The sequence below is a fragment of the Arthrobacter sp. ISL-85 genome, from assembly GCF_018613675.1.
Classification (GTDB): domain Bacteria; phylum Actinomycetota; class Actinomycetes; order Actinomycetales; family Micrococcaceae; genus Arthrobacter.
In genome coordinates, this window is the sequence record NZ_JAGGPQ010000024.1 from 13,153 (window position 1) to 37,355 (window position 24,203).

The 24,203-nt window shown below is 66.9% G+C and carries 23 protein-coding genes, 2 tRNA genes and 1 pseudogene; 3 read left to right on the top strand and 23 right to left on the bottom strand.

Annotated elements, in window-relative coordinates:
• Nucleotides 1–12: 12 nt before the first annotated feature.
• Complete coding sequence (locus tag J7I84_RS17270) at nucleotides 13–729, top strand: DUF4386 family protein (protein ID WP_214945779.1); 717 nt, start codon at nucleotides 13–15, stop codon at nucleotides 727–729.
• A gap of 22 nt (nucleotides 730–751) precedes the next feature.
• Here the strand turns inward: J7I84_RS17270 and metE are convergent, their stop codons facing one another.
• The 8 genes from metE to J7I84_RS17305 all read right to left on the bottom strand — a co-directional run bounded on the left by metE (nucleotide 752) and on the right by J7I84_RS17305 (nucleotide 8,869).
• Entirely contained in the window at nucleotides 752–3,094 is a 2,343-nt protein-coding gene (gene metE, locus J7I84_RS17275) for a 5-methyltetrahydropteroyltriglutamate--homocysteine S-methyltransferase (RefSeq protein ID WP_214945780.1), read from the bottom strand.
• A gap of 61 nt (nucleotides 3,095–3,155) precedes the next feature.
• Nucleotides 3,156–4,112 (bottom strand): methylenetetrahydrofolate reductase, encoded by a 957-nt coding sequence (locus J7I84_RS17280; protein WP_214945781.1) that lies wholly within the window; start codon nucleotides 4,110–4,112, stop codon nucleotides 3,156–3,158.
• Between the two features lie 324 nt (nucleotides 4,113–4,436).
• Nucleotides 4,437–5,174, bottom strand: a complete 738-nt coding sequence (locus J7I84_RS17285; RefSeq protein WP_311381161.1) for a hypothetical protein — start codon at nucleotides 5,172–5,174, stop codon at nucleotides 4,437–4,439.
• A complete protein-coding gene (locus J7I84_RS21640) occupies nucleotides 5,171–5,356 on the bottom strand; it encodes a hypothetical protein (RefSeq protein ID WP_251046754.1) in 186 nt (61 codons plus the stop codon). The genes J7I84_RS17285 and J7I84_RS21640 overlap by 4 nt, the downstream gene beginning before the upstream one ends.
• The gene (locus J7I84_RS17290) at nucleotides 5,353–6,498 is read right to left on the bottom strand and encodes a vWA domain-containing protein (protein ID WP_251046765.1); all 1,146 of its coding nucleotides are present in this window, start codon (nucleotides 6,496–6,498) and stop codon (nucleotides 5,353–5,355) included. Before J7I84_RS17290 ends, J7I84_RS21640 begins: the two co-directional genes overlap by 4 nt.
• Nucleotides 6,498–6,965, bottom strand: a complete 468-nt coding sequence (locus J7I84_RS17295; protein ID WP_214945782.1) for a hypothetical protein — start codon at nucleotides 6,963–6,965, stop codon at nucleotides 6,498–6,500. The genes J7I84_RS17290 and J7I84_RS17295 overlap by 1 nt, the downstream gene beginning before the upstream one ends.
• Nucleotides 6,955–7,854: a DUF58 domain-containing protein gene (locus J7I84_RS17300; RefSeq protein ID WP_214945783.1), complete on the bottom strand. Its 900-nt coding sequence runs from the start codon at nucleotides 7,852–7,854 to the stop codon at nucleotides 6,955–6,957. The genes J7I84_RS17295 and J7I84_RS17300 overlap by 11 nt, the downstream gene beginning before the upstream one ends.
• 7 nt (nucleotides 7,855–7,861) lie before the next feature.
• Nucleotides 7,862–8,869, bottom strand: coding sequence for a MoxR family ATPase (locus tag J7I84_RS17305; protein ID WP_214945784.1), 1,008 nt, complete (start codon nucleotides 8,867–8,869; stop codon nucleotides 7,862–7,864).
• A gap of 134 nt (nucleotides 8,870–9,003) precedes the next feature.
• On the opposite strand from J7I84_RS17305, the gene J7I84_RS17310 reads away from it, so the two are divergent.
• Entirely contained in the window at nucleotides 9,004–9,201 is a 198-nt protein-coding gene (locus J7I84_RS17310; RefSeq protein ID WP_251046755.1) for a hypothetical protein, read from the top strand.
• Here the strand turns inward: J7I84_RS17310 and J7I84_RS17315 are convergent.
• From J7I84_RS17315 to J7I84_RS17340, 6 genes and pseudogenes are all read right to left on the bottom strand, one after another.
• Nucleotides 9,198–10,028: a carbohydrate ABC transporter permease gene (locus tag J7I84_RS17315; RefSeq protein WP_214945786.1), complete on the bottom strand. Its 831-nt coding sequence runs from the start codon at nucleotides 10,026–10,028 to the stop codon at nucleotides 9,198–9,200. The genes J7I84_RS17310 and J7I84_RS17315 overlap by 4 nt on opposite strands.
• Nucleotides 10,025–10,858, bottom strand: coding sequence for a carbohydrate ABC transporter permease (locus J7I84_RS17320; protein ID WP_214945927.1), 834 nt, complete (start codon nucleotides 10,856–10,858; stop codon nucleotides 10,025–10,027). Before J7I84_RS17320 ends, J7I84_RS17315 begins: the two co-directional genes overlap by 4 nt.
• Nucleotides 10,859–10,908: 50 nt before the next feature.
• Nucleotides 10,909–12,261, bottom strand: coding sequence for an extracellular solute-binding protein (locus J7I84_RS17325; protein ID WP_214945787.1), 1,353 nt, complete (start codon nucleotides 12,259–12,261; stop codon nucleotides 10,909–10,911).
• Between the two features lie 6 nt (nucleotides 12,262–12,267).
• On the bottom strand, nucleotides 12,268–13,467 hold the full coding sequence (locus tag J7I84_RS17330; RefSeq protein ID WP_214945788.1) for an ROK family transcriptional regulator: 1,200 nt from the start codon (nucleotides 13,465–13,467) through the stop codon (nucleotides 12,268–12,270).
• 169 nt (nucleotides 13,468–13,636) lie between these two features.
• A complete protein-coding gene (locus J7I84_RS17335; RefSeq protein WP_214945789.1) occupies nucleotides 13,637–14,809 on the bottom strand; it encodes a class I SAM-dependent methyltransferase in 1,173 nt (390 codons plus the stop codon).
• 50 nt (nucleotides 14,810–14,859) lie between these two features.
• Nucleotides 14,860–15,941: pseudogene (locus tag J7I84_RS17340) on the bottom strand (FAD-dependent oxidoreductase).
• A gap of 46 nt (nucleotides 15,942–15,987) precedes the next feature.
• Between J7I84_RS17340 and J7I84_RS17345 the strand changes: the two are divergent.
• The gene (locus tag J7I84_RS17345; protein ID WP_214945790.1) at nucleotides 15,988–17,349 is read left to right on the top strand and encodes a class I SAM-dependent methyltransferase; all 1,362 of its coding nucleotides are present in this window, start codon (nucleotides 15,988–15,990) and stop codon (nucleotides 17,347–17,349) included.
• A 58-nt stretch (nucleotides 17,350–17,407) separates the two neighbouring features.
• Here the strand turns inward: J7I84_RS17345 and mctP are convergent, their stop codons facing one another.
• The 9 genes from mctP to J7I84_RS17390 form a co-directional block, all read right to left on the bottom strand.
• Complete coding sequence (mctP, locus tag J7I84_RS17350) at nucleotides 17,408–19,084, bottom strand: monocarboxylate uptake permease MctP (RefSeq protein WP_214945791.1); 1,677 nt, start codon at nucleotides 19,082–19,084, stop codon at nucleotides 17,408–17,410.
• The gene (locus J7I84_RS17355) at nucleotides 19,081–19,455 is read right to left on the bottom strand and encodes a DUF3311 domain-containing protein (protein WP_214945792.1); all 375 of its coding nucleotides are present in this window, start codon (nucleotides 19,453–19,455) and stop codon (nucleotides 19,081–19,083) included. Before J7I84_RS17355 ends, mctP begins: the two co-directional genes overlap by 4 nt.
• A gap of 221 nt (nucleotides 19,456–19,676) precedes the next feature.
• Nucleotides 19,677–19,749: transfer RNA gene (locus tag J7I84_RS17360), tRNA-Ala, on the bottom strand.
• A 200-nt stretch (nucleotides 19,750–19,949) separates the two neighbouring features.
• Nucleotides 19,950–20,022, bottom strand: a tRNA-Ala gene (locus J7I84_RS17365).
• 114 nt (nucleotides 20,023–20,136) lie between these two features.
• Complete coding sequence (gene rsfS, locus J7I84_RS17370) at nucleotides 20,137–20,538, bottom strand: ribosome silencing factor (RefSeq protein ID WP_214945793.1); 402 nt, start codon at nucleotides 20,536–20,538, stop codon at nucleotides 20,137–20,139.
• Nucleotides 20,539–20,580: 42 nt separating this feature from the next.
• Nucleotides 20,581–21,810 carry a hypothetical protein gene (locus tag J7I84_RS17375; RefSeq protein WP_214945794.1) on the bottom strand — a complete coding sequence of 410 codons (1,230 nt, stop codon included), beginning with the start codon at nucleotides 21,808–21,810 and terminating at the stop codon, nucleotides 20,581–20,583.
• Between the two features lie 7 nt (nucleotides 21,811–21,817).
• Nucleotides 21,818–22,543 (bottom strand): nicotinate-nucleotide adenylyltransferase, encoded by a 726-nt coding sequence (nadD, locus tag J7I84_RS17380; RefSeq protein WP_285291239.1) that lies wholly within the window; start codon nucleotides 22,541–22,543, stop codon nucleotides 21,818–21,820.
• Nucleotides 22,488–22,727 (bottom strand): hypothetical protein, encoded by a 240-nt coding sequence (locus J7I84_RS17385; RefSeq protein WP_214945795.1) that lies wholly within the window; start codon nucleotides 22,725–22,727, stop codon nucleotides 22,488–22,490. The genes nadD and J7I84_RS17385 overlap by 56 nt, the downstream gene beginning before the upstream one ends.
• A gap of 79 nt (nucleotides 22,728–22,806) precedes the next feature.
• Nucleotides 22,807–24,189, bottom strand: a complete 1,383-nt coding sequence (locus J7I84_RS17390) for a glutamate-5-semialdehyde dehydrogenase (protein WP_214945796.1) — start codon at nucleotides 24,187–24,189, stop codon at nucleotides 22,807–22,809.
• Between the last annotated feature and the right edge of the window lie 14 nt (nucleotides 24,190–24,203).

Below are 24,203 nucleotides of genomic sequence, written 5' to 3' on the forward strand. Positions count from 1 at the left end.
TGGTGGGCGTCCATGGATGGGATCCAGGAAAGGCGCAAAACCTGGCGGCTGGCCTCCTCGCTCCTCCTTGCCGGCGTAGCGATTTCCATCATCGCGGGCGTATTCCACGCCGAGTCCCACGACGCAAACGACCACGTTGCATCGTTCACCGCCTACGCCGACAGCGGCCCCTGGACCGGTGTGCACCTGGGCCAGTTCGTAGGCATGGCCCTGGTGTGCGCAGGACTGGTGTCCCTCTGGGCCGCCGTTGATGTCCCGCGGCACGCACTGGCCTGGATTGCACGCTTTGGCGTTCTCTCCGCCGCCGCAGCCATTGCCCTTTACGCGGCCCTGCAGGCAGTGGACGGTGTGGCGCTTAAGCACGCGGTGGACGCCTGGGCCGCTGCACCGGAGCCGGAAAAGGCGGCGCGGTTCGCCACCGCGGAGGGCATCCGGTGGCTGGAGTGGGGAATGCGGAGCTACCAAAACTTCCTGCTGGGCGTCGCGCTGGTGCTTTTCGGTGTGGTGGTGGCAGCAACGCACCAGGTTTCCCGGATGATCGGTTACCTCATGGCGCTGTCGGGGCTGGCCTATCTGGCGCAGGGATGGATCATCGGTGTGTCCGGATTTTCGGCGGCCAACTCGCTGCCCACCCTGGTGGGCATCGTGGCAATCGTCGCGTGGACCGTTTGGCTGTTTTTCAGCGCGCTAAGAATGAAGGAGGCGACGCCGGCGGGTCACCCGAGGTGACCAGCCGACGTCGCCCGCTGCTCTATTTCGCTGTTTCCAGGAGGCCCGCGCGGACCGTCTGCGTGGCCTTGACCAGGTTTCGCAGGGACTCCTCAGTCTCCGCGTAGCCGCGGGTCTTCAGGCCGCAGTCCGGGTTGACCCAGAGCTGGCGGGACGGGACGTGCTTGACGGCGGTGCTGAGCAGCTCGGTGACCTCCTGCTCGCCGGGGACGCGTGGTGAGTGGATGTCGTAGACGCCCGGGCCCACCCCGCGGCCAAAGCCATGGGATTCAAGGTCGTGGACAACTTCCATCCGGGAGCGGGCGGCCTCGATGGAGGTGACATCCGCGTCCAGTCCGTCGATCGCGTCGATGATCACGCCGAACTCCGAGTAGCAGAGGTGGGTGTGGATCTGCGTTGAATCGGCGGCACCGGCAGTGGCCAGGCGGAACGAGTCGACGGACCACTTCAGGTAAGCGGCCTGGTCTGCCTTGCGCAGCGGCAGCAGTTCGCGCAGGGCAGGCTCGTCCACCTGGATGACCTTGATGCCGGCGGCTTCGAGGTCGGCAATCTCGTCGCGCAGGGCCAGGCCAACCTGGTTTGCGGTTTCACCCAGCGGCTGGTCGTCCCGGACGAAGGACCAGGCCAGGATGGTGACCGGCCCGGTGAGCATGCCTTTCATCGGCTTGCTGGTGAGGGACTGCGCGTATTCAGCCCATTTGACAGTAATCGGTGCGCTCCGGGTGACGTCGCCCCAGAGGATGGACGGGCGGGTGCAGCGGGAACCGTAGGACTGGACCCAGCCGTGGACGGTGACGTCGAAGCCTTCAAGGTTCTCGGCGAAGTACTGGACCATGTCGTTTCGCTCGGGTTCGCCGTGCACCAGGACGTCGTAGCCCAGCTCCTCCTGCAGGTCCACGACGCGCTTGATCTCGTCCTTCATGAGCTGCTGGTACTGCTCATCGCTCAGCTCGCCCTTGGTGTTGCGGGCGCGGGCTGAGCGGATTTCTGCAGTCTGCGGGAACGACCCGATGGTGGTGGTGGGCAGTGGCGGCAGGTGCAGGGCCTCTTCCTGGGCCGCTTCACGCACCGTGTAGTCGGAGCGGGCGAAGTCCGCTGCGGTGAGGGCTCCGGTTCGGGCCCGGACATCGGCGCGGCGGACTCCTTCTGCCGTAGTGCGGGAAGCGATGACGGCGGTGGCTTCGTCGATGGCTGCCTTGGTTGAGGCAGGGTCCGCCAGGTAGGAGGCAAGCGTTGTGACCTCGACGGCCTTTTGGTCAGCGAACGCCAGCCAGCTGCGGAGCTGCGCGGGCAGTTGGGTTTCCTCCACCACGTCATACGGGACGTGCTGGGTGGAGGTGGACGTGGAGACTGCCACCCTTCCGGCGGCGGCCTTCAGTTCGTCCAGCTTCGAGGCGGAGCCGGCGAGGTCGTTGCGCCAGATGTTGTGGCCGTCCACGACGCCGGCGACGAGGGTTTTGTTGCCCAGGCCCGCGAGTGCGGCTGCTGTGGGAACGGCGCCCTTGAAGACATCGAGGTGGAGGGCGTCGATGTTGGTGGCGGCGAGGGTGCCCAGCTGGGCGCCGAGTGAACCGTACGGAGTGGAAACGAGGATCTGCGGGCGGTTGGCCGCAGCGGTCAGCACCTCGTAGGCCCGGGCAACGGCGGCGTCGATTTCGGCGGCCGGGGTGTCCTGGTCAACCACCAGGGCGGGTTCATCGAGCTGGATCCAGCCGGCGCCGGCGGCGGCGAGCTTTTCGAGCAGTTGGACGTAGATGGGGAGGATGTCGTCGAGGCGGGACAACGGCGCGAAGCCGGCCGGAGCGTCGTCGGAAGCCTTGGACAGCAGCAGGTAGGTGACAGGGCCAACGATGTACGGACGGGTTTCGATGCCGTTGTCCAGGGCGAACGTAAACTCGTCAACCTTGGCAGTGGAGGCAAGGGTGAATACGGTTTCAGGGCCAATTTCCGGCACCAGGTAGTGGTAGTTGGTGTCGAACCATTTGGTCATCTCCAGCGGCTGCTGTTCCTTGGTGCCGCGGGCCAGGGTGAAGTAGCCGTCGATGTCCAGTTGCCCGTCAGCGCCCAGGAGCTTGCCGAAGCGGGCGGGCACTGCGCCCAGGTGGGCGGTGGTGTCCAGGACCTGGTCGTAGTAGGAGAAGGTGCCCGGGACTGCCGCGGCTTCGGTGAGGCCGAGTTCCTGGAGGCGCCGGGCGGTGGACAGCTGGATGTCCTTGGCCGCGGCGTCCAGGGCGGCGGCGTCGATCCGGCCGGCCCAGTACGCCTCGACGGCCTTCTTGAGTTCGCGGCGGCGGCCGATCCGGGGGTACCCGAGGAGTGATGCGGACGGGAAGGGGGTGTTTTTGGGCGCGGTCAATTCAGGCATGGAAATCTCCTAGGAATGGGGAGCTTGTGAAGATGGTCTGTTGAAAATTCTGAGCGGGTGCTCAGCTGGCCAGTTGGGGCCTGGGAATGGCACTTCGCGTGCGGCTGTGGCGCGGCAGGGCCAGCTTGTCCAGCACTTCCAGCGCGCTTTGGTGCTCGTTGAAGGTGTAGAGGTGGATGCCGGGAGCTCCGGCGTCCAGGGCAGCGTTGGCCAGCTCAACCGTGGCGTCGACGCCGATGTGGAGCCGTTCCATGTCATCGTCGGCGGCCGCCAGGCGTTCCATCAGCTGGGGTGCCGGCTCGACGCCCGCCAGCTCGCCCAGCCGGGTGAGGCGGCGGAGGCTGGTGAACGGCATCACGCCGGGAATGATGGGAATGGTCACGCCGGCACGGCGTGCACGAGTGAGCAGGTCCTCGTACTCCGCAGCTTCAAAGAACACCTGGGTGATGGCGAAGTCGGCGCCGGAACGTTGTTTCGCGAGCAGCACCTCGACGTCGTGCTCCTCGCTGGGTGACTCAGGATGACGGGCGGGGTACGCGGCCACCCCAACCGCGATCTTTCCGGCGCACAGCAGCGCGGAACGCCGCTGCTCCACCCGCCGGATGAGGTCGATCAGGTCCTGGGCGTACCGCAGCGACCCGGCCGCCGGCCTGCCGCCGTCCTTCGGCAGATCGCCGCGCAGGGCAAGGATGCCCCGCACCCCGATGTCCAGCAGTTCACCGATGACCGCAGCGAGTTCCTGCGGGGTGTTTCCTACACAGGTCAGGTGGGCCAGCGGCCTCAGCGTGGTCTCGACCAGGAGCCGGTTGATGAGCTCAAGGGCTGTGTCCCGGTTTGATCCGCTGGCACCGTACGTCACGGAGACGTAGTCCGGCTCAGTGGTCTCCAACTCGCGGATGGTGGTCCAGAGGGTCTCTGCAGCTGCGGGTGAACGCGGCGGGAACAGCTCGTAGGAGAGCGCCACCGGAGCGGTGTCGGAGAGGTGCGGATGTGCGTCAATAAGGCTTGGTGGTGACATTTGCGTCCTTGGCTTTGGTCCATTGGGTGCCTGCCGCAAAAGACAGGTAACCGGCAATGATTTGAGTTTGGGGAACACGGAGGGACTCCACGAGGACGCAGCCGCGACTGTTACGCCTCGAATGAAGTAGTCCGTGAGCAAATGTCAGGCCCACATGGGGGCACCCACACCCTCCGGAACGGAGGATCGCTGACACGTTACCGCGGTAACTTGTCTAAGACTCTATTGGGCTGGCGGGACAGGCACAAGCCGGGCGCCGAATTAAGACGCAGTTTTACAGCTTGTTTCTTCCGCCAACAGAATTTCCTTCGTCCACAGGCGTTCCTACCAGGGGCGCTCCGGCCTCGTCCCATCGCTGCTGTCCAAATACTCCTCACGTTCCCGTCCACCGTTCCGCTCCCGTTCTGCCCGCCGCGCACTGTCCTGCAGCTGGTCCAGTTGGCCCTGCCGGGTGCCGCCGGCCCCGTCCGGGGACGGCTCTTCCGACGGGGCGGGCGACATGGCCGCTGGTTGCCCCACGGCGTCAAGTTTGTTGTCCAGCCGCTCCTTGGCTGCCGCCAGCCGTCCGTCCGCTCCGGCTTGTGCGTCTACCGAGAGACACCCTTCCGGCGCTTGGGTGGCTACGTCCACGGCCTCCTTGAAGAGGAGAGCGGCCGACGCAGGGTCCCCGGCTTGGAGACGCTGGTCACCCAGGCGTTCGATCACCAGGACCAAATTCACCCGCACCAGGCATTCGTCACCCGAGCCGCCGGGCACCACCTTCAACGATTGTTCGAACAGGGTCCTTGCAGCCCCGTAATCACCCGCCAGCACGGCCGCGTCACCAGCGGCGAACGGCGCCTTGTGCGGTTCCACGACGTTGGCCACTCCAAGGCCTCCGGCGGCACCGCCCACCGCGGGGGCGTTGCCGGCCTCGAAACCGGCGGCAGCGCGCTGGGCGAGGATGTCCAGGCTGAGGAGCTTGGCAGCCAAGCACAGCACCAGGAGCACCGGCACCGCGGACCACAGCAGCAGGCGCCGCCTGCGGACCCTCCTATCTCCGGCAGGACGGCGGGTGTTCACCGAACGCCCTCCTTGCCGGTCCTGGGCGGGAGCCTGCGAAGCTGCCGGATGATGCCCGCCGCTTCCGGCAAGGCCAGCAGGAAAGCGCCGGCGGCGAAGATCCAGTAGAGCTCGGTCGCGGCCGCCAGCGAACCGACTTCATCCGCCCGTTCCGCCTTGCCGGGACGCGCTTTCTGCATCATGTCCGCCACCGGATCACCGGCTGCGCGGTGGACGTAGGGCACGCCCAGCTGGGAGGCGATGTTCCGCAGCCGGCCTTCATCGATAACGGACGACGCATCCCGCGGCTGCCGGCCCGGGTGTCCTGCACATACTTTGCCGGTGCGGGCGCAACGTCCCCGCCGCCCGTGCCGCCGTCGTCGTCAATGCGGCCCGTGTTCTCCTTCATCCTGCCGCCTCCGGACGTGCCGTAACCCAGCACCGCTCCCCCGGCCACCAGTCCGCCGTCGACCTTTATTGGCTCCGGCTCCTTGCCACTGGTCTGTTCGCCGTCCCCGAGGTAGTACACCAGTCTGGGCCGGCCGGGCTGGCTGTCCCGGGCAGCGGCCAACCGCTCGGCGAGCACCTGACTGGCTGCGGTGATGCTGCTGCCCCTGGCATAGGCAGTCACTTGGGGTTCGATGACGTCCGTGATGGTTTCCAGGGCCAGGGTGTCGGTGCTGAGCGGCATCCGGACGTGCGCCGTGGTGTCGAAGGTGATGACGGAAAAGCGGGCGCCGGGCAGCTGTTCGGCGATGGCTTTGATGTCCTTGCGGACGCCCTCCAGCCGTGGAGCCGCATTGCCGTAGTCTTCGGCCACCATGCTGGTGGTGGTGTCCACCACAAAGAACACGTTGAGCTCGGCGGTGGCAGCCTGCACGGAGCCGCCGGGCAGGCTGGGCCGCATGGCTGCTGCAAAGACCAGCAGGATAACGGCGCCCCTCCGCAGCCACGCCCTGCTCCGGAGGGGCCTCCGCTGCAGGCGCCACAGGATTGTGCACAGGACCAGTCCGGAAAGGAGTGCAACACCCAGCGGCAGGCCAGGTACGTCCGAAAACACGGCCCGTGGCGCGCCGTGGATCGCCGCTGTTTCGGTCTTCTCGACGCCGGTGACAATCCCGGGCACGGCGTCGGGACTGTCCAGGGCGTGGTAGGAACCGGTGCCGGCCAGTGCCAGCCGACGGCGGTGCCGGCGGAGGGCTGCCTGGTATTCCGGCAGCGCGGTGAGCCTGTCAGCGTGCGCCACCGGCCGTCGTCGTACGTTGGGCCGCCGGTTCCTGCGCAAGGCAACCCATACTGCCGCCCCCGCGGCAAGGGCGGCCAGTGGCAGCATCCACCAGAACATCAGCTCCACGCGCGCACCGCCTGGAAAGCTTTTGCTGCCGATGCCGTCACGGACGGCAGCGGGCCGGGGCCGAATTCGGCGGGGTAGAGGGCTTCGATGACATCGGCTGCCGCCGGGAGCGGGTGCCGGGCCAGGTCCTGGTGCGTCATCCTGGTGGCGTCTACGCCCGTTGCGTCCCGGACGAAGCCGCGAAGCAGGAGGCTGATCTCCTGGTGGGCAGCGCGTGCATCGAGGTTGCCCGCCGCCGCCTCCCGCTCCACATCACGCATGCGCTGCAGGTACGCCGCTTTGAGGGCAGGCAGTTGCGTCAGGGCGGGTCGGGGGCCGGGGTTGGAACGCATGGCCGGGCGGGTGGTGGCCAGCACGAAGACATACCACCCTGCCACCAGGGCCAACAGCGCGGCGCCGCACCACATCCAGAGGGGGCTGTACTGCAGCGGGCCGTAGAATGCTGGATCAGCCGGCACGCCGGTGCCTTTCCAGGAGGGCGAACAGGCCGGTGATGACGTCTCCGCTGCCCGCCACTTCCCCTTCCGTGATCCCGGCGGCGCGGAACATGGCCGCGCGGCCGGCGTCGCGCTTCGCGGCGGCTTTGGCATAGGCTGCCGCCACCGCGGCAGACGTGGCCGGCTGCCAGGCCAGGAGCGAGGAATCGGCCACGTTGTAGGAATCCGTACCGGTGTCTTGGAGGGCGGTCCGGGGGGAGGGCGCCAGCTCCGCATCCCTGACCGTGAGCCAGAGGATCTCGTGCTGGGCGCGGAGCCTGCGCAGGAGCTGCGCGGTGGCAGCGTCTGCGGCCAGTTCGTCCGCGACGACGAAGATCAGGTGGCGGCCCTTGATGTGGTGCGCCACGTAGTCGAGCTGGGTCTGGATGCTGCTGGGCGCCCCGCCGAGGTCCGCGTGGGAGTCCACGTGCCGAAGGAGCCGTTCGAGGTGCGCTTCACCGCTCTTTGCCGGCAGTGAACGGGTGGCGGAGGAGTCACCACACACCAGGCCCACCACGTCGCCGTGCCGGTGGGCCAGGTAGCCCATGACCCCCAAGGCAAGCACGGCGATGTCCTTCTTCACTTCCCCGGACCGTGCCTCCGCCGCCATGTTCCGTCCCGTGTCGGTAAGGAGCAGGACAGTCTGGCGGCGGACAGCCACATACCGCCGGATCAGGGGCGAACCATGGCGCGCCGACGCTTTCCAGTCGATATCCCGGACCTCGTCGCCGGGCACGTACGCGCGCAGGTCATCGAAGTCCAGGCTGCGTCCCCTGAACACCGAACCATATTCGCCGTCGAGCATGCCGCGGGCTTTGCGGTGCGCGAAGATGGCCATCTTCGACTTCACACGCTGGAGGAGGCTGGCCATGCGGGGGTCAGGGCGTCTGGACGGCGGCAACGACGGCGTCGATCACCGATTCCACTGGGACCTGCTCGGCCACCGCGTCAAAGTTCAGGATGAGCCGGTGGCGCAGCACACGGTGGGCCAGCGACCTGACATCCTCGGGGATCACATGGTCCCTGCCGTTCAGGAGCGCCACCGCGCGGGCTGCCCGGCTGAAGGCGATGCTGGCACGGGGGCTGGCGCCGAACTCGATGAATCCGGCAAGCCTGGCATCAATGTATTGGGATGCATTCCGGGTCACGTACACCAGTCCCACGATGTAGTTGATGATGGCAGGATCGATGTAGATGCGCGTCGCCAGGTCCTGGATTTCTGTGACGGCATCCAGGGAGGCGGCAGCAGCCGGTTTCTGCTCAGGGGTATAGACGCCGGCGTCGATCCTGCGGATGATCTCGGCCTCTTCCGTGGGGCTCGGGTAGTCCAGCACGTCCTTGAGCATGAACCGGTCCATCTGTGCCTCGGGCAACTGGTACGTGCCCTCCTGCTCGATGGGGTTCTGGGTGGCCAGGACCAGGAACGGCGAGGGCAGGCGGTAGTCCTGCCCGCCGATGGACGTCTGGCGTTCCTGCATCGCTTCCAGCATGGCGCTCTGGGTCTTGGCGCTGGAACGGTTGATCTCATCCAGCAGCACGATATTGGCATGGACCGGGCCCAGCTGGGTGTGGAAGCTTCCCTTGGCGGCGTCGTAGATCTGGGTTCCCATAATGTCGCTGGGCAGCAGGTCCGGGGTGCACTGGATCCGGCGGAATTCACCGCTGACCGCGTCCGCCAGGGTTTGCGCGGCGGTGGTCTTTGCCAGCCCCGGGACGCTCTCCAGCAGTATGTGGCCGCCGGTCAGCAGGCCCACCAGCAGCGATTCGCGCAGCCGGGACTGCCCCACCACCTTCGCATCGAAACTGCGTGAAATGTTGGCGGCCACCTGTTGCGCCCTGGCCAGCTCCGCAGGCTGGATTCTTGCGGGCACGCTGGTCGAAAGCACTGGATTCCCCCTGAAGACGGTGTTGGGCACACGGGCCGGACGTGTCCCTGCCGCCATCCTATCCAAGCCGCAGGTCCGGCGTCCGGCAATGGGGACCCCTCCCCTTGCGGCGCCTTCAGGTCTATCCTTTTGCCATGATCGAGCTTCCAGCCAGCTACAAGGAATATCTCGCCGACAAGAGCCAGATGGTCATCGACACCGTCAGGCCGGTCCTGATGCAGTCCGCGGCCGAAAAGCTGCACGGCGTCCGCGTGGTCAACAACCCCACCGGCCACCAGGCACACCTGGACGACACCCTGCCCTTCGGCGTGGTGCTCGAGGACATCGACTAGCCCCGCACAGCTCCCGCCAGGGCCAGCGAGTTCCCGGACCCGCGCGCCACGATGGCGTAAAGGGCCAGGACCGGAACCGAATAGAGGATCGAGAATGCGGCCAGCTCGCCGTAGGCCACTGCCCCGTGCTGCCCGAAGAAGCTGAAGATCGATACTGCGGCCGGCTGCCTGCCCTCCGAGAGCAGGAGCACGAACGGGACGAAGAAGTTCCCCCAGGCCTGGATGAACACGAAGATGAACACCACCCCCAGGCCCGGGCCCATCAGCGGAAGCACGATTGAACGCAGGCCGGCCAGCCTGGAGGCGCCGTCCACCCAGGCCGCTTCCTCCAGCGCCAGCGGCACGGCATCCATGAAGTTCCTGGTCATCCAGATCGCCATGGGCAAGCTGGTGGCGGCCAGGAACAGCACGGTGGCGGGCAGGGAATCCAGCAGCCGGAGCTGCACGAAGAGACCGTAGACCGGCACCATGATGGCTGTGATGGGCAGGCAGGTGCCGAACAGGATGCCGTACATGAAGGGCGTATTGAAGCGGGACCGGTAGCGGGACAGCGGGTACGCGGCAAGCACGGCCGCCGCCAGCGTCACCATACCGGTACCCGCGGACAGCAGGAGGCTGTTCCACAACGGCCGGAACAGCAACTCCGGCGTGAGGACTGCGGCGAAGTTCTCCAGTCCCGGCTGCCGGGGAACCTTGACGGCGTGCCCGGCGGCCGGATCCAGGGAACTGAGGACCAGCCAGAGCAGGGGCAGCAGGAAGCAGGCGCCAATCAGCAGCAGGACAACGTCAGCCCACGTGCTGCGGGCGCGTGTGCGCCGGGCGGTCACGGCCGCTGCTCCCGGAGCAGGCGCAGGTACGCTGCCCCGAACACGGCTCCGATGAGGATCAGGACCGTGGCGACGGCGGTGCCGTAACCGATGTCTCCGAATTTGAACGCTTCCTGGTAGGCCAGGACCGGCAACGTGGTGCTGCCGTTGGAAGGGCCGCCGGCGGTCATCACCCAGATCAGGGTGAAGACGGCCAGGGTCTGCAGCGTAACCAGCATCAGGTTTGTGGCAATGCTCCCCCGGATCACCGGCAGCGTGATGAACGCCAGCCGCTGCCAGGCGCCGGCGCCGTCCATCTGCGCGGCTTCGGTCAGCTCGGCGGGGACGCCATTGAGCGCGGCCCGGTACACCAGCATGGAGAAGGCGGTCCCGCGCCACACATTCGCCAGGACCACGGCCGCCATGGGAACAGTGTAGAGCCAGTCCGTTTCGGCCAGCCCCAGCCGGCCCAGCAACTGGTTGAGCGTCCCGTCGCGGCTGAAGAAGGCGTAGGCCGCGAACGCTGCCACGATTTCCGGCAGGACCCAGGCGGCCACGACGACGGTACCCACGGTTGCGGATACGGCCGGACGTGCGCGCCGCATCAGCACCGCAAGGGCCAGTCCCAGCACGTTCTGGCCCACGATCGCGGAACCGGCGACGAAAAGGACGGTCAGCGCCAGCGAAAGCGGGAAGACCGGGTCCTGCAGCAGGCGCTGGTAATTGTCCAGGCCCACCCACTCCGGGTTCCTAACGTGGCGGCCGGTGAGTCCCGCGTTGGTGAGCGACGCCTGGAAGGCCCACAGCACGGGGCCGGCCAGGAACACGAGCAGGAGCACGACGGCGGGCATGACCGGCAGGTAACGGAGCACGTGCCATGTGCGGTGGTTGGCGGGCACCGCTACTTCCGGGTGGTTTTGTCGCCGCCCACAATGCCGGCCACGGCCGCGTCATAGTCGGCCGCCGCCTCCGCGGGTGTCCTGCTGCCGGTTATCACGGCCTCGGTGGCCTCCTGCACGGCAGCGGAAATCCGTGGATAGTCGGATGTAGCGGGCCGGTACCTGGTGACCGACACCAGGCCGGAGACGTCCTTCACGAACGGGTTGGCGGACTGGTAGCCGGGGTCGGCGGCGACGTCCGTGCGGACGGCGATCTGCGAACTTGCCACGGTAAACGCCAGCGAGTTCTTCGCATTGAGGGCCGTGGTGAGGAAATTGAAAGCAAGGTCCGGCTGCTTGGTCTCGGCACCAACAGCCAACGTCCAGCCGCCGGACATGCTGACCGCGCCGGGCGCGCCCCCGTTCCGGGTGGGAAACGGGGCCACGGCCATGTCCTGCCCGTAGCCCGGCCAGGCGTAACTGCCGCCGTCCTGCCAGAACGACGGCGCATAGGACCCCTCCACGGTTGCCCCGAGTTTTGCTTTGGGGAACCATTCGCCGAACACCTTCTTCCAGATGTTCGGGTCCAGCGCCTCGGCCGGAGGGACGGCCAGGTTCTCCCGGTACAGCGTTTGGAGGAAGGTCAGCGAATCCTTGAAGCCGGCCGAGCCAACTACCCACTTCTTCGAATCCTGGTCGTAGAGGCTGGAACCGGTGCCGTACAGAAGCTCGTAGAACCCCTGCATCACGCTTCCTTCGCCGGTGCCCTTGCCGGCGTACATGTTGAAGGGGATCACATCCGGCTGGGAGGCTTTGATCTTCCTGGCCGTGTCCAGGATGTCCTGCCAGCTGGACGGGCGCCACGGAAGGCCGATGCCGGCAGCCTCAAAAACCTTCTTGTTGTACCAGATGGCGCGCGTGTCGGTGCCCAGCGGCACCGCGTACGTACCGCCGTCGTCCGCCTTCCCCGCTTCCTTGGCCCCCGCGTCGAACTTGTCCCAGTCCCCCCAGCCCTTCAGCCGGCTGTCCAGGTTCATGAGGTAGCCGGCGTCCACGTCGGAGCGCACCTTGAAGGTGTCTTCGTAAAAGACGTCCGGGGCGGTGGAGGGTGACCGCAGGGCCAGGGCCAGCTTGGTGCCGTAGTCGTCATCGTTGGCCTGGATGGGCTCCAGCTCAACCGTGACGCCCTGGTTCGCTGCCTCAAACTCCTTCTTGGCGTCCTGGAACACGCTGTCCAGGGCGGTGAACGAGTCCGTCTTCTGGTAGGCCACCTTAATGGTCTTGTTTCCGCCTGCCGGATCGGCCGGCGTGCAGGCTGCGAGGACCAGGACCGAGGCGGCCACCAGGGATACTGTCTTGGATGCCCAGCGAAGCATGCCCGGTCAGCTTTCCAGCAGGAGCCGCTGGGCGCGGGGCGCGAGCGTATGTTCAAGGACCAGCGAGGCAGCGCCGATGGCTCCCACGTCCTCCCCCACGCCGGTACCTACAACCTCGATGGGATGAATCAGGCGGGCGGCGCTGCCGCCGTCCAGCAGCGGCGGGATCAGTTCGAGGTAACGCTGCGACAGGCAGGTCCAGAAGGGGCCGCCAAAGACCACCCGCTCAACATCCAAGGTGTTGGTGACCACCGAGACGGCCCGGGCCACAAGGACGGCGGACTTGTCCAGGATGGCGGCAGCCTGTTCATCCCCTGCGTAGGCACGGGCGCACAGCTCAGAAAAGCTCTGCTGGATTTCGGCGGCGCTCCTGGCCTGGGAGCCCTCCAGGATTCCGGCGGCCTCAGCTTCCGCCACCAGCACCTGCGGGATGCAGGAGGACTTCACGCAGCCGCGCTGGCCACAGTCGCAGGGCGGACCGTCCGGGTCCACGATGATGTGGCCGATTTCGCCTGCGTTGCCGGAGGTGCCGCGGACCACTTCATCATTCAGGACGATGCCGCAGCCGATGCCGGTACCCATGTACATGAAGACGAAGCTGCCGGCTCCGCTGGGGCCGCCCGCCCACGTTTCCGCCACCGCGGCGCTGGTCACGTCCTTGTCCACCAGCACGGAGTAGCCGGTGGCCTTGGCCAGGGCGTCCCGCAGTTCCACCCTCTCCCACCCGGGGAGCAGCGGCGGGTCCACCACGGTTCCGTTGTCCAGGTCGATGGGGCCGGGGGCGGCCACTCCCAGGCCTGCGATGCGGCTGCGGTCCACCCCGGAAGCATCCACGAGCTGTTCCAGTTCAGCAGCGATGGTGGCGATGACGGCGGCGGGATCGTTTCCGCCGGGGGTCTTGATCCGCGAGTGCCGTACCACCGCTCCCACGAGGTCAAGCACAACGAACGTTGTCACAGCCGGGTCCAGGTGCACCCCGAGGGCGTACATTCCGCCGGGATTGAGGCGGAGGATGGTGCGCGGCTTGCCGGGGCCGCTGCCCTCCTTGCCCGCCTCGACGATCAGGTTCTGGTCCAGCAGGCGGCGGGAGATGTTGGAGATGGTCTGGGGCGACAGGCCTACGATCTGGGCGAGTTCCACCCGGCTTAGTCCGCCGGACGTCCTGCGGATTGCGTCGAGGATGACGGTGAGGTTGAAGTCCCCCATCCTGGGCAAGTTGGTTCCGCGCCTCGGAGAGGATTGGCGGATCTCAGACACTGTTTCCCCTAAACATCTTCGGCTACCTGGCGGTGGTGATGCTTTGAATCGTACTTTAAGCGTGCGCCCCCGCCCACCTGTACCGGCAGCGGCGCGGCGCGGGATGTCTTTCCCCTGGTCAGCGGGAGCTGCGCGTGCTGCGGGTGACCGTGAACTTGGGGTTCCGGCCTTCCACCACGGTAGGTCCCACATGCCGCTCCAAGGCCGGCAGATAGGCCAGGTGCCGGTTGTAGACCGTCCACAACTCGCCCCCGGGAGCCAGGACCCGTCCCGCCGCCTCGATCAGCTTTTGCCCGGCGCCGGCATGGACGCCGGCACCAACGTGGAAGGGCGGGTTCAGGAGTACGGCGTCAACTGCGCCATCAGGGAACGTGCTGAGCGCGTCGTCCTGCAGCACGGTGATCCTCTCCGCCAGCCCGTTCGCACGGGCGGTGGCGAGGGCGGACTGCACGGCGGCCGACGACTGGTCCGTTGCGGTCACGGCGGCGGACGGGAACTGCCTGGCATACATCGCGGCGAGGATTCCGGTGCCGCAGCCCAAGTCGACGGCGTGCCGTGCCGGCTTCATCGCGGGCAGGAACGTCAGCAGGAAGCGTGTGCCGATGTCCAGCCTGGCGCCGGCAAAGACAGCGCCATGCGCAGCCACGTCCAGGTCCAGCTCGTCAAGGTGCTCGATGACAGGGAAGCGCGGGGTGGCGGCGGCACCTTTGGGGCCGGCGGCAAGGAGAATCCGCGATTTTTGCCGCGCGAGCTGGGGCTGCACGGAGACGAAGTACCGTTCAAGGACCGCGTTCATGCCCAGTGACATATGCTTCACCCGGCCACCTGCCAGCAGCCGGACACCCGGTGCAGCGTGCCGGGCCACGGCGGCAGCGACTTCCTCCAGCTCCGCCAGGGTCTTGGGAAGCTGCAGCAGGACGGTGTCCGCCCCGGCCAGCAACTCGCGCCCCAGGGGCAGCTGGACGAAACCGGGCCCTGGGGCGTCCGCGGGGAGCCCGGCAGCCTCGCGCATTGCTGACAGTTCGGCGGCGTTAAGCCGCAGGGCCCTTTCCCCGGTGACCAGGTCCTGGTGTACGCGCAGCGAGGCCGGGGCAAGTAACTCTCCGGCGCCCAGGGTCAAGGCCCCGTAGCGGTCGCCGATGACGGCCACGTTACTGCCCGACCGCCCAAGCTGTACCGCGGTTTCCAGCAGCAGCCGGTCCGTGGCGTCCCAGGCCTGCAGGTTGGGCGCCTCCACATCGGGGCGCCGGCGCAGCACGTCGAAGATACCCGTCAGGGTGTTTGCTGCCACCGGTGTCCTGCCGCCTTCTGTTGCCCTTGCCGGCCCCTGCGTCCGGGGCATCACCCCAACGTTACCGTTTCCTCCGCCGCCGCCATTCCGGGCAGCTTCAGGATCGCGGCCACTGCCGCGCGTCCTGCGCGGTTGGCGCCAATGGTGGACGACGACGGGCCATAACCCACCAGGTGGACGCGCGGCTCGGCTGCCACTTGTGTTCCATCCATGGCGATCCCGCCGCCCGGTCCCCGCAGGTGAAGCGGCGCCAGGTGTTCCAGCTCCGCCCTGAAACCCGTGGCCCAGAGGATAACGTCGGCCTTCAGCAGGCTGCCGTCGGCACGGCGGACCCCTTCAGGTTCGATGGCAGTGAACATGGGCTGCCGGTCAAGGGCGCCGCGTTCCCTGGCTGCGCGCAGGGCAGGAGTCCAGATCAGGCCCGTTACCGAGACAACACTTTGCGGTGGAAGCCCCTTGCGGACCTGCTCTTCAACGAGCGCCACGGCGTCATGGCCCGCCCGGGCATCAAAATCCGCAGCGCGCCAGACCGGGTGCCTGCGCGTGAACCAACTGGTGGTGGTGACGCGGGAAATTTCCTCGAGCAGGCCGACGGCGGAGATGCCCCCGCCTACGACGATCACATGTTGGCCGACGAACTCGTCGGCGGAAACGTAATCGGCCACGTGCAGCTGACGGCCGCGGAATGAGGACCGGCCGGGATAGATGGGCCAGAACGGGCGGGTCCACGTTCCCGTGGCGTTGATGAGTGCCTTGGCGCTCCAGTCACCGTCCGGGGTTTCGATCCGGAGCCGCCCCGCTGGATTGCCGTCCTCGCGCCGGACGGCCCGGACCTTGACTGGCCGGTGGATGGCCAGCCCCAGCCCGGCCTCATAGCTTCCGAATAGCGGGCAAGGAACTCGGAACTGGGTTCCTCGGGATCCACGTCGGGTTTAGCGATGCCGGGCAGGTCGCTGATCCCGTTGACCGTGGCCATTCGCAGGCTCTTCCAGCGGTGCCGCCACGCACCCCCGGGGCCATCCTCGGCGTCGAGCACGGCATAGTGGAGCCCCTTGCGCTGGAGGTGGTACGCGGCCGACAAGCCAGCCTGGCCGGCCCCGATGACCACCACATCGGTTGGGTCAGGAATCACTCCCCCATGATAGTCGTGGAGGGCAGCCCGGCCTTAGGCTGGGCGCATGGACACTGAAGCAGCCGCACGCACCGGAACCACAAGCACTGGCCATGCCGCCCGGCTGGAAAAGGCACTGGGGGTGGTGCTGGGCACCGAACAGTCGCCCCTGCGGCTGCGGGCATGGGACGGCTCTGAGGCCGGCCCCCCGGACGCGCCCATCCTGGAGTTCAAGTCCCGGAAAGCCCTGCGCCGCATGCTGTGGTCCCCCGGGCAGCTGGGGCTGAGCCGGGCCTACGTTGCGGGCGAAATCGACGCTCCGGGCGACATCTTCGCAGCCTTCGTGGCCTTGAGTTCAGCCGGAAAGTTCGCCGAACCCGGACCGTTCCGTCCGCCTTCCGCCAGTGAGCTGTCGCTGCTGCTGCGCACCGCAGTCCGGCTCGGGGCCATCGGGCCCAACCCGGCTCCGCCGCCAGAAGAGGCACGTGTAGCGAAGAAAGGCAGGATGCACTCCCGGGGCCGGGACTCGGCGGCCATCTCGCATCATTACGACGTCGGCAACGACTTCTATGCCCTGGTGCTGGGACCGTCCATGGTCTATTCCTGCGCAGTGTGGCCCGACGGTGACGCGGCCGCCGATGGCTCCGCCGCGGGAACGGCCCCGGAGCCAGCCTCTGCTGATGGCCTCGATGCCGCGCAGGACGCCAAGCTGGACCTGGTTTGCCGCAAGCTGGGCCTTCAGCCGGGAATGCGGGTCCTGGATGTCGGATGCGGATGGGGCAGCTTCGCCCTCCACGCTGCAGGCAGGTACGGCGCCAGCGTGGTGGGCGTGACACTGTCCACCGAACAGGCCTCCCTGGCCCGCAAGCGTGCAGCGGATGCCGGCCTCACGGACAGGGTGGAGATCCGGGTCCAGGATTACCGGGACGTGCAGGACGGGCCGTACGACGCCATCAGTTCAATCGGGATGTCCGAGCACGTGGGACGCGAACAGACTCCTGCCTACGCCGCCGCGCTCTTCGGGCTGCTCCGACCCGGCGGGCGGCTGCTGAACCATGCCATCTCCTGGAACGCGGGCCCCACCAGCCCCGATCCGGACTCGTTCATCCCCCGGTATGTCTTCCCGGACGGTGAAATGATCAGCCTCAGCGAGATGGTGGCTGCCCTGGAAACTGCCCGGTTCGAAGTCCTCGACGTCGAGGCCCTGCGCCGACACTACGCACTGACCCTTCGTGCCTGGGTCCGCCGGCTGGAACAAAACTGGGAGGAAGCCGTGCGGCTGGCCGGTCCGGGGCGCGCACGGGTATGGCGGCTGTACATGGCGGCCAGCGCCCTGGGGTTCGAAAACGGACTCACTGGAGTCAACCAGGTCCTGGTGCGCCGCCCTGGCGGGGAGGAACCCCCGCTGCGCCGCACAGCCTGGCTGTGACGGCAGCGCCCTCCTTCCGGGACACAACCCGGCAGGAGGGCGGCTTCTTCACCGGGGATTACGCCACCGGGGAAGGACCCCCGGGCTGGGTGAAATGCTGGGTCTTCTCGATCTGCACCACTTTCGGATCCGTTTCGTCCGCAGCGTAGTCCGTGGACCGGGTGAGGTCCTCGCCGGTACTGACCTTCAGGGCCCGCAGCACCAGGGTCAGCACGGCAGCCACAATCAGGTTCAGCGCGAACGCCGACACTGCGATGTAGACACTGAAGTCCGTCCCCGGAATGGGCGCCACCGAGCCGCCGAAGTGCGCCTTGGTCACCGGATTGACCACGTTGTAGGCGGAGACGGTTCCAAAGATGATGCCGACCGCCCAGCCGGCCAGGAGGGCCCAGCGGTCGAACCAGCGGGTGTAGAGGCCGGCCACCACGGCAGGGAAGGTCTGCAGGATCCAGATGCCGCCCAGCAGCTGCATGTTGATGGCCGCCGACTGGTCCATGGCGATCACGAAGACCAATGCGCCCACCTTCACCACCAGGGAGACGATCTTGGACACTTTTGCCTCGGTCTTGGGGTCGACGTCAGGCCGGATGAAGTCACGGTAGATGTTCCGGGTGAACATGTTCGCAGCCGCGATGGACATGATCGCCGCCGGGACCAGGGCCCCGATGGCAATGGCAGCCAGTGCGATACCTGCGAACCAGGCCGGGAAGTGGTCAAGGAACAGTTGTGGAACCACCAGCTGCGGATTGACCGACCCGTCCAGGTCAATCGGCTTGGTGCCCGCCTTGATGGCCACGAAACCCAGCAGTGCCAGGAAGCCAAGCATCAGCGAGTACAGCGGCAGGATGGCTGCGTTGCGGCGGATGGTGTTGCGGGCCTTCGAGGCCAGCACGGCCGTTACCGAGTGCGGATACATGAACAGCGCCATGGCCGAGCCCAGAGCCAGCGACCAGTACGCGGAGTAGTTCGCCGCGCCGGGGACAAAGACGCCTGCCGGCTTGCCCGTGGCCTGGTTCACCGCGCCGAGTTTGGCCTGCGCCGAGCTGAAGATGCTGTCCCAGCCGCCGAACTTGATAGGCAGGTAGATGACCGCCACGATGACGGCAAGGTAGATCAGCAGGTCCTTCACGACGGCGATCATCGCCGGGGCGCGCAGGCCAGAGGTGTAGGTGTACGCGGCCAGGACCACGAAAGCGAGGATCAGCGGCAGGTCGGTCAGCAGGACATTGTCGGAGCTCCCCAAGCCAAGGACTGTGAGTACCGCCTTGATCCCCACCAGCTGCAGCGCAATGTAGGGCATGGTGGCAACGATTCCTGTGACGGCAACAGCCAGGGAGAGCCAGCGGCTGCCGTAGCGGCCGCCCACGAAGTCTGCCGAGGTGACGTAGCCGTGGCGGTGGGATACAGACCACAAGCGGCTCATGATGATGAAGATGATTGGATACAGGACGATCGTGTAAGGCACGGCGAAGAAGCCAGTGACCGCGCCCGTGGCCCACATTGCCGCGGGAACTGCCACAAAAGTGTATGCGGTGTAGAGGTCCCCGCCCAAGAGGAACCAGGTGATCCAAGTGCCGAATCCACGGCCGCCCAGGCCCCACTCATCCAGGCTGTGCAGCCCTTCCACGTTGGTGCTGCGGCGCCACCGGGCGGCGAGGAAACCCATCACGGCCACGACGACGAAGAGCACCACCACGATGACCAGGGCGGTCCAGTTGATTTCGCGCGCGTTCATGGCCTGTCCCCTCCCAGCCCGGCATCGGCGGAGGCTGCGTCCCCCCGGGGCGGTCCGCCTGCACGTGCCTCGGCCCGCCGTCGTCGGTCTTCCCTGGTGACCAACCAGTACGAGGTGCCGGTCAGAATGGCGGAGATTGGCACCCAGAGCAGCTGGTACCAGTAGAAGAACGGCAAGCCGCCAAGGCGCGGCGCATCAAAGGCGTAGAGCTGCGGCATCAGGGGAAAGAGAATGGCCGCGGCCAGCAGGATGCCGGCGCCAATGTAGGGAGCGGGCCTCGCCGGCCCCCGGATGGCGGTATCACGCGTCAGGCGCGATCCGTTAGAAGCTTCGCCGTTCGGGCGGTAGCCGGACTCTTCTGCGTGGGACATCGGTGACCTCCTCGTCAACGCGTCCCGCGGGCCCCGCTTTGGGTGAAAGCGGCCGGCCGACGGGACGATGTGCCCTCAGTCTCCAGTTGTACCCCCGTTTGACCTGCGCGGGAAGTCTTTGGGCCGCTGCCTGGGAGTTTTCACCGCGGGATCCTGTTTCCCGCAGCAAACGACAAAGGGAACCATCACTGAGTGATGGTTCCCTTTGTTCCTTGCACCGGTGGAGCTGAGGGGACTCGAACCCCTGACCCCCTGCATGCCATGCAGGTGCGCTACCAGCTGCGCCACAGCCCCGTACAGTTGTCACTTCCGGCCGAATTCCCCGGAGCAACCTGACCAGAGTAATGCACTTTTCCGCTGGACGCCAATCGGTAATCGGCAGGCCAAGCGCCTGGCTCCGGCCTCCGCGGCCACCAGTTGGAAGCTGCAGCCAATGGCTGCGGCTGCAAACAAAAAGTCCGCCGGAACCTTGATGGTTCCGGCGGACTTGCCGGTGGAGCTGAGGGGACTCGAACCCCTGACCCCCTGCATGCCATGCAGGTGCGCTACCAGCTGCGCCACAGCCCCGGATTGTTGCTGCTCTGTGCTGCTTTCCCCGGAGTCTCCCCCGAAGCAACTCAAATATCTTAGAACAGCAATTCCGAAAATTCCAAATCGGGAATATTCACCGCCGGGCCGGGCCTACTCGGTGTCGGAAACCGCACTGGCTTTGGCGGATGAGTCGTCGCCGAGCTGCATGTCGACCACCGGGCAGTCCTTCCAGAGACGTTCCAAGGCGTAGAACACGCGGTCTTCCTCGTGCTGGACATGGATCACGACGTCGGCGTAGTCCAACAGCACCCAGCGGCCCCCGGACCGGCCCTCGCGGCGCACCGGACGCAGGTCCTGCTTGGCAAGTTCTTCCTCGATGCCGTCCACAATGGCGTTGACCTGGCGTTCGCTGGGCGCCGACGCGATAAGGAAGACATCAGCCAGGGCCAGGCGCTCGCTCACATCCATGGCGACAATGTCCTGGGCGATCTTGTCTGCGGCGGCTTTGGCAGCCGTACGGGCTATGGCGATGGATGATTCTGTTGCAGTCACGGGACTCCTTGTTTGGTTTAAGTGTTGATGCCGGCTGGCGGGTCAGCGGGACATGCCGCTGACGATCAGGATGATGCCGGCGACGAGGGCCAGGATCCCGAACGCGAGGATGCAGAACTGGAGGATGCGGTTTCGGCGGGCCCTGGTCAGGCCCGCGGTGGCGGCATCCAGGGGATCGAGTCCGTAGGCAGACCGGGCAGGCACCCGGGGAAGGTCCTCAAAGAGGTCCTCCGGATGGTTTTCCGGGACCGATGCCGGTTGGGGACGGCTGGCGGCTTTGGCAACCGCCTCGGCACGCGCGATGACCTGGGAACGGCCGGTGGCAGTATCCGGGGCCGGCGCCTTGGGACGGGCGGCGGGCCTCCGTTTCCCAGCACCCGGCACCTTGGTGCCGGGCCGGGTGGTGACCGGGACGTGCGAGGTGGCGGGCGGCTTCATGACCGGCCGCTCGACGCCGGGCACCTGGACAAACTCGAGCGGCGTCACCATGGCCAGGTTACTGGCGGTGGATGGACCGGGCTTGTCCGTAGGTGCGGCATCCCTGCCCAGGCCACCACCGGCGGGCCCGCCGGCCTGTTCGGCAAGTTTCTGCCGGGCCATGGCACGGCGGTTCATGACAGCGGCGCGTTCTGCCAGGGCGATCTGCTCAGCCAGGATCTCCGGATCCACGGCTTCCGGATCCATGGACGCGATGTGCTCCATCTTGGCGATCTGGTTCCGGGCCTGAGCGGCAAGGAGTGCGCGCGCCTCAAGGGCCTGTTCCACCGTCATGCCGTCCGGAGCATTTCCGGGAGCCGGCTTTGGGCCTTCGGCCTTCTCCCCCGCCCTACTGGTCCTGTCACCTGACGGCGTTGCCTTGGGCGCCGGGGAAGCGGCGGGCGGAACTATGGGATTGGCAGCCGTCAGCGCCTGCTCTTTGAGTTGCTGAAGCCGCAGCTGGCGCCGCGTGGGTGGCCCTCCCGCAGCAAGCTGCCCTTCCTTTTCCTCAAGCTCCTTGATGGTGCGCAGCGCAGCACGGTCACGGGCACGGATCTGGGAGGAGCGTTGCGTGGCCGTCTGGTCTCCCGCCTCCTGCGGGCGGGCTGCAGGGGCGGGGTCCCCGGTGGAACCGGGGCGGGCCGCTGGGTCGTGTCCCCCCTGCGAAGGTACACTGACAGCCGGCCGGATGGCGGCAGGCGGGCGCTGCTCCGTGGCAGGCAGGGGGGGCTGTTGGGCGTCCCTGGCCTTCCGGAGTTCCCGGCGGCTGCGGATTGGGGGCTGTTCCTGACTCATTGGGGGCTCATTCAGTACTTGCTGGTTCGCGTGCTTCGGAAGTTGTGTCATCCACGCTTGCGGGGTCGTCCGAATACAGGCCGTACTTGGCGATGTACTGGACCACCCCGTCCGGGACCAGGTACCAGACGGGGTTGTTCGCGGCCACGCGGGCACGGCAGTCTGTCGACGAGATGGCCATGGCCGGCACCTCCAGCAGGCTGACGTCCTCGCGGCCCATACCGTCAAGGACGTGCCCGGGCCGTGTGACTCCCACGAAGTGGGCGAGCGACCACAGCTCGTCGATGTCCTTCCAGGACAGGATCTGCGCCAGGGCGTCCGCGCCGGTGATGAAGAACAGGTCGGCGTCCGGGCGCTGTGCCCTCAGGTCGCGCAGGGTGTCGATGGTGTAGGTGGGACCCGGACGGTCAACGTCGACACGGCTGACAGTGAAGCGCGGATTGGACGCCGTGGCGATGACGGTCATCAGGTAGCGGTGCTCGGGCTCGCTGACCTGTTTATGGGACTTTTGCCATGGCTGCCCAGTGGGGACGAAAACCACCTCGTCGAGGTCGAACTCCGCCGCGACTTCGCTGGCCGCTACAAGGTGGCCGTGGTGGATGGGATCGAATGTCCCGCCCATCACGCCCAGCCGCAGCCTCCCCCGGGCCCCATTGCGTTGCAGGTTGTGGGAAATCTTAGTGGCCCTGCCCGCGATCGTGCTTGTTGGGGTGCTGGCGGTGCGGATCCGCATGCTCGTCCGTGGCCGCGTGCCGGTTCCCCAGGTTGTTGTAGGACCAGGCGATCAGCATCAGCACCACCAGGATGCCGAACATGGACAAGCCGAAGACCCACGGCTCGGCCCACAGCGGAGCGGGCTCCTCATGGCCTGCTTCACCTGCGGCGGCGACGGACATGGCAATCTGCTGGAGCAGCATTTTCTCCCCTATGTTCAAGGATATTCAGGCAGCGGAACCTTCCGCTGCTTTCCGGGTTCTGGTCTATGTTACCGCGTTGCTACCCGCGGACCTGGCCTTCGCCCTGGACGATCCACTTGGTGGTGGTGAGCTCGGTCAGGCCCATGGGCCCGCGGGCATGGAGCTTCTGGGTGGAGATGCCCACCTCCGCACCAAGGCCAAGCTCCCCGCCGTCGGTAAACCGGGTGGACGCGTTGACGATCACGGCCGCCGAGTCCACCTCCGCGATAAAGCGCTCGGCATTGGCAAGGCTGTTGGTGAGGATCGCTTCCGTGTGCCCGGTGGACCAGGTCCTGATGTGCTGGACGGCTTCGTCCAGGCTGTCCACCATTGCCACAGCGAGGTCCAGGTCCATGTACTCCGTTGCCCAGTCCGCGTCCGTCGCCGGCTGGGTTTCGATTGCGGCGGGCAGTGCGGCGCTGATACGCGTGTCCACATGGAGGCGGACACCTGCGCTGCGCAGGGCGGCCGCGACGGCGGGCAGCACTGTTGAGCCGGAGTGGACCAGGAGTGTCTCTACTGTGTTGCAGACACTGGGCCGCTGGGTCTTGGCGTTGAGCAGGATTTCCACGGCCATGGTTTCGTCAGCGGATTCGTCGATGAAGATGTGGACGTTTCCCTCCCCCGTTTCGATGACCGGCACGGCGGAGTTGGTGACAACAGTCTGGATCAGGTCCCGTCCGCCGCGGGGAATCAGTACGTCCACCCTGCCGCGGGCCTTCATCAGGACGTTGGCGCCCGCGCGGCCGTACTGGTCCACTGTCTGCACTGCATCGGCCGGGAGACCCACAGATTCCAGGGCTTCGCGCAGGATCCGTACCAGCACCTGGTTTGTGGCTTCTGCTGCACTCCCGCCGCGCAGGATAACGGCGTTGCCACTCTTGAGGGCCAGTCCTGCGATGTCCACGGTGACGTTGGGCCGTGCTTCGTAGATGGCCGCCACCACGCCCATGGGCACGTTGACCTGGCGGAGGCGCAGCCCATTGGGGAGGGTCTGTCCGCGCACTACGTTGCCCACGGGGTCGGGGAGGTTGGCCAGGTTCTCCAGGGCCGCCACCAACCCGGCAACGCGGGCTTCGGTGAGGGTGAGCCGGTCCAGGAGGGCGGCAGAAGTTCCGTTGGCCTTCCCCTGCTGCACATCAACCGCATTGGCCGCGAGGATGGCCGGGACATTCTCGTGCAGGGCGGCACCGACGGCGCGGAGGGCACGGTCTTTCCAGGCCCGGTTGGCGGTGGCCATGCGGCGGGCGGCGTGGCGGGACCGGTCGGCGATGGCGTGGACAGCCGCTTCCACCTCTGCACCGGACAGCCCTGCACCGGACAGCGGCACCTCAGCCGATGCCGGTTCTGCTGAGGGACCCGGCTGCGCCTGCGCAGCAGTGGTTCCGGAATGTTCAGCAGCATGGATCAGGGCTTCAGTCATGATCCAAGTTTAGG

What these genes read in the sequence shown, in the direction of transcription:
- J7I84_RS17355 (WP_214945792.1), bottom strand. Translation starts at nt 19,455, where the DNA reads ATGTCCCACGCAGAAGAGTCCGGCTACCGCCCGAACGGCGAAGCTTCT.
- J7I84_RS17330 (WP_214945788.1), bottom strand. Translation starts at nt 13,467, where the DNA reads ATGGGGGACTTCAACCTCACCGTCATCCTCGACGCAATCCGCAGGACG.
- J7I84_RS17375 (WP_214945794.1), bottom strand. Translation starts at nt 21,810, where the DNA reads ATGAGTCAGGAACAGCCCCCAATCCGCAGCCGCCGGGAACTCCGGAAG.
- J7I84_RS17290 (WP_251046765.1), bottom strand. Translation starts at nt 6,498, where the DNA reads ATGTTCTGGTGGATGCTGCCACTGGCCGCCCTTGCCGCGGGGGCGGCA.
- J7I84_RS21640 (WP_251046754.1), bottom strand. Translation starts at nt 5,356, where the DNA reads ATGATGCAGAAAGCGCGTCCCGGCAAGGCGGAACGGGCGGATGAAGTC.
- J7I84_RS17385 (WP_214945795.1), bottom strand. Translation starts at nt 22,727, where the DNA reads ATGCTGCTCCAGCAGATTGCCATGTCCGTCGCCGCCGCAGGTGAAGCA.
- J7I84_RS17280 (WP_214945781.1), bottom strand. Translation starts at nt 4,112, where the DNA reads ATGTCACCACCAAGCCTTATTGACGCACATCCGCACCTCTCCGACACC.
- J7I84_RS17300 (WP_214945783.1), bottom strand. Translation starts at nt 7,854, where the DNA reads ATGGCCAGCCTCCTCCAGCGTGTGAAGTCGAAGATGGCCATCTTCGCG.
- J7I84_RS17345 (WP_214945790.1), top strand. Translation starts at nt 15,988, where the DNA reads ATGGACACTGAAGCAGCCGCACGCACCGGAACCACAAGCACTGGCCAT.
- J7I84_RS17270 (WP_214945779.1), top strand. Translation starts at nt 13, where the DNA reads ATGGATGGGATCCAGGAAAGGCGCAAAACCTGGCGGCTGGCCTCCTCG.
- J7I84_RS17390 (WP_214945796.1), bottom strand. Translation starts at nt 24,189, where the DNA reads ATGACTGAAGCCCTGATCCATGCTGCTGAACATTCCGGAACCACTGCT.
- J7I84_RS17325 (WP_214945787.1), bottom strand. Translation starts at nt 12,261, where the DNA reads ATGCTTCGCTGGGCATCCAAGACAGTATCCCTGGTGGCCGCCTCGGTC.
- metE (WP_214945780.1), bottom strand. Translation starts at nt 3,094, where the DNA reads ATGCCTGAATTGACCGCGCCCAAAAACACCCCCTTCCCGTCCGCATCA.
- J7I84_RS17320 (WP_214945927.1), bottom strand. Translation starts at nt 10,858, where the DNA reads ATGCCCGCCGTCGTGCTCCTGCTCGTGTTCCTGGCCGGCCCCGTGCTG.
- mctP (WP_214945791.1), bottom strand. Translation starts at nt 19,084, where the DNA reads ATGAACGCGCGCGAAATCAACTGGACCGCCCTGGTCATCGTGGTGGTG.
- J7I84_RS17310 (WP_251046755.1), top strand. Translation starts at nt 9,004, where the DNA reads ATGATCGAGCTTCCAGCCAGCTACAAGGAATATCTCGCCGACAAGAGC.
- nadD (WP_285291239.1), bottom strand. Translation starts at nt 22,543, where the DNA reads ATGCGGATCCGCACCGCCAGCACCCCAACAAGCACGATCGCGGGCAGG.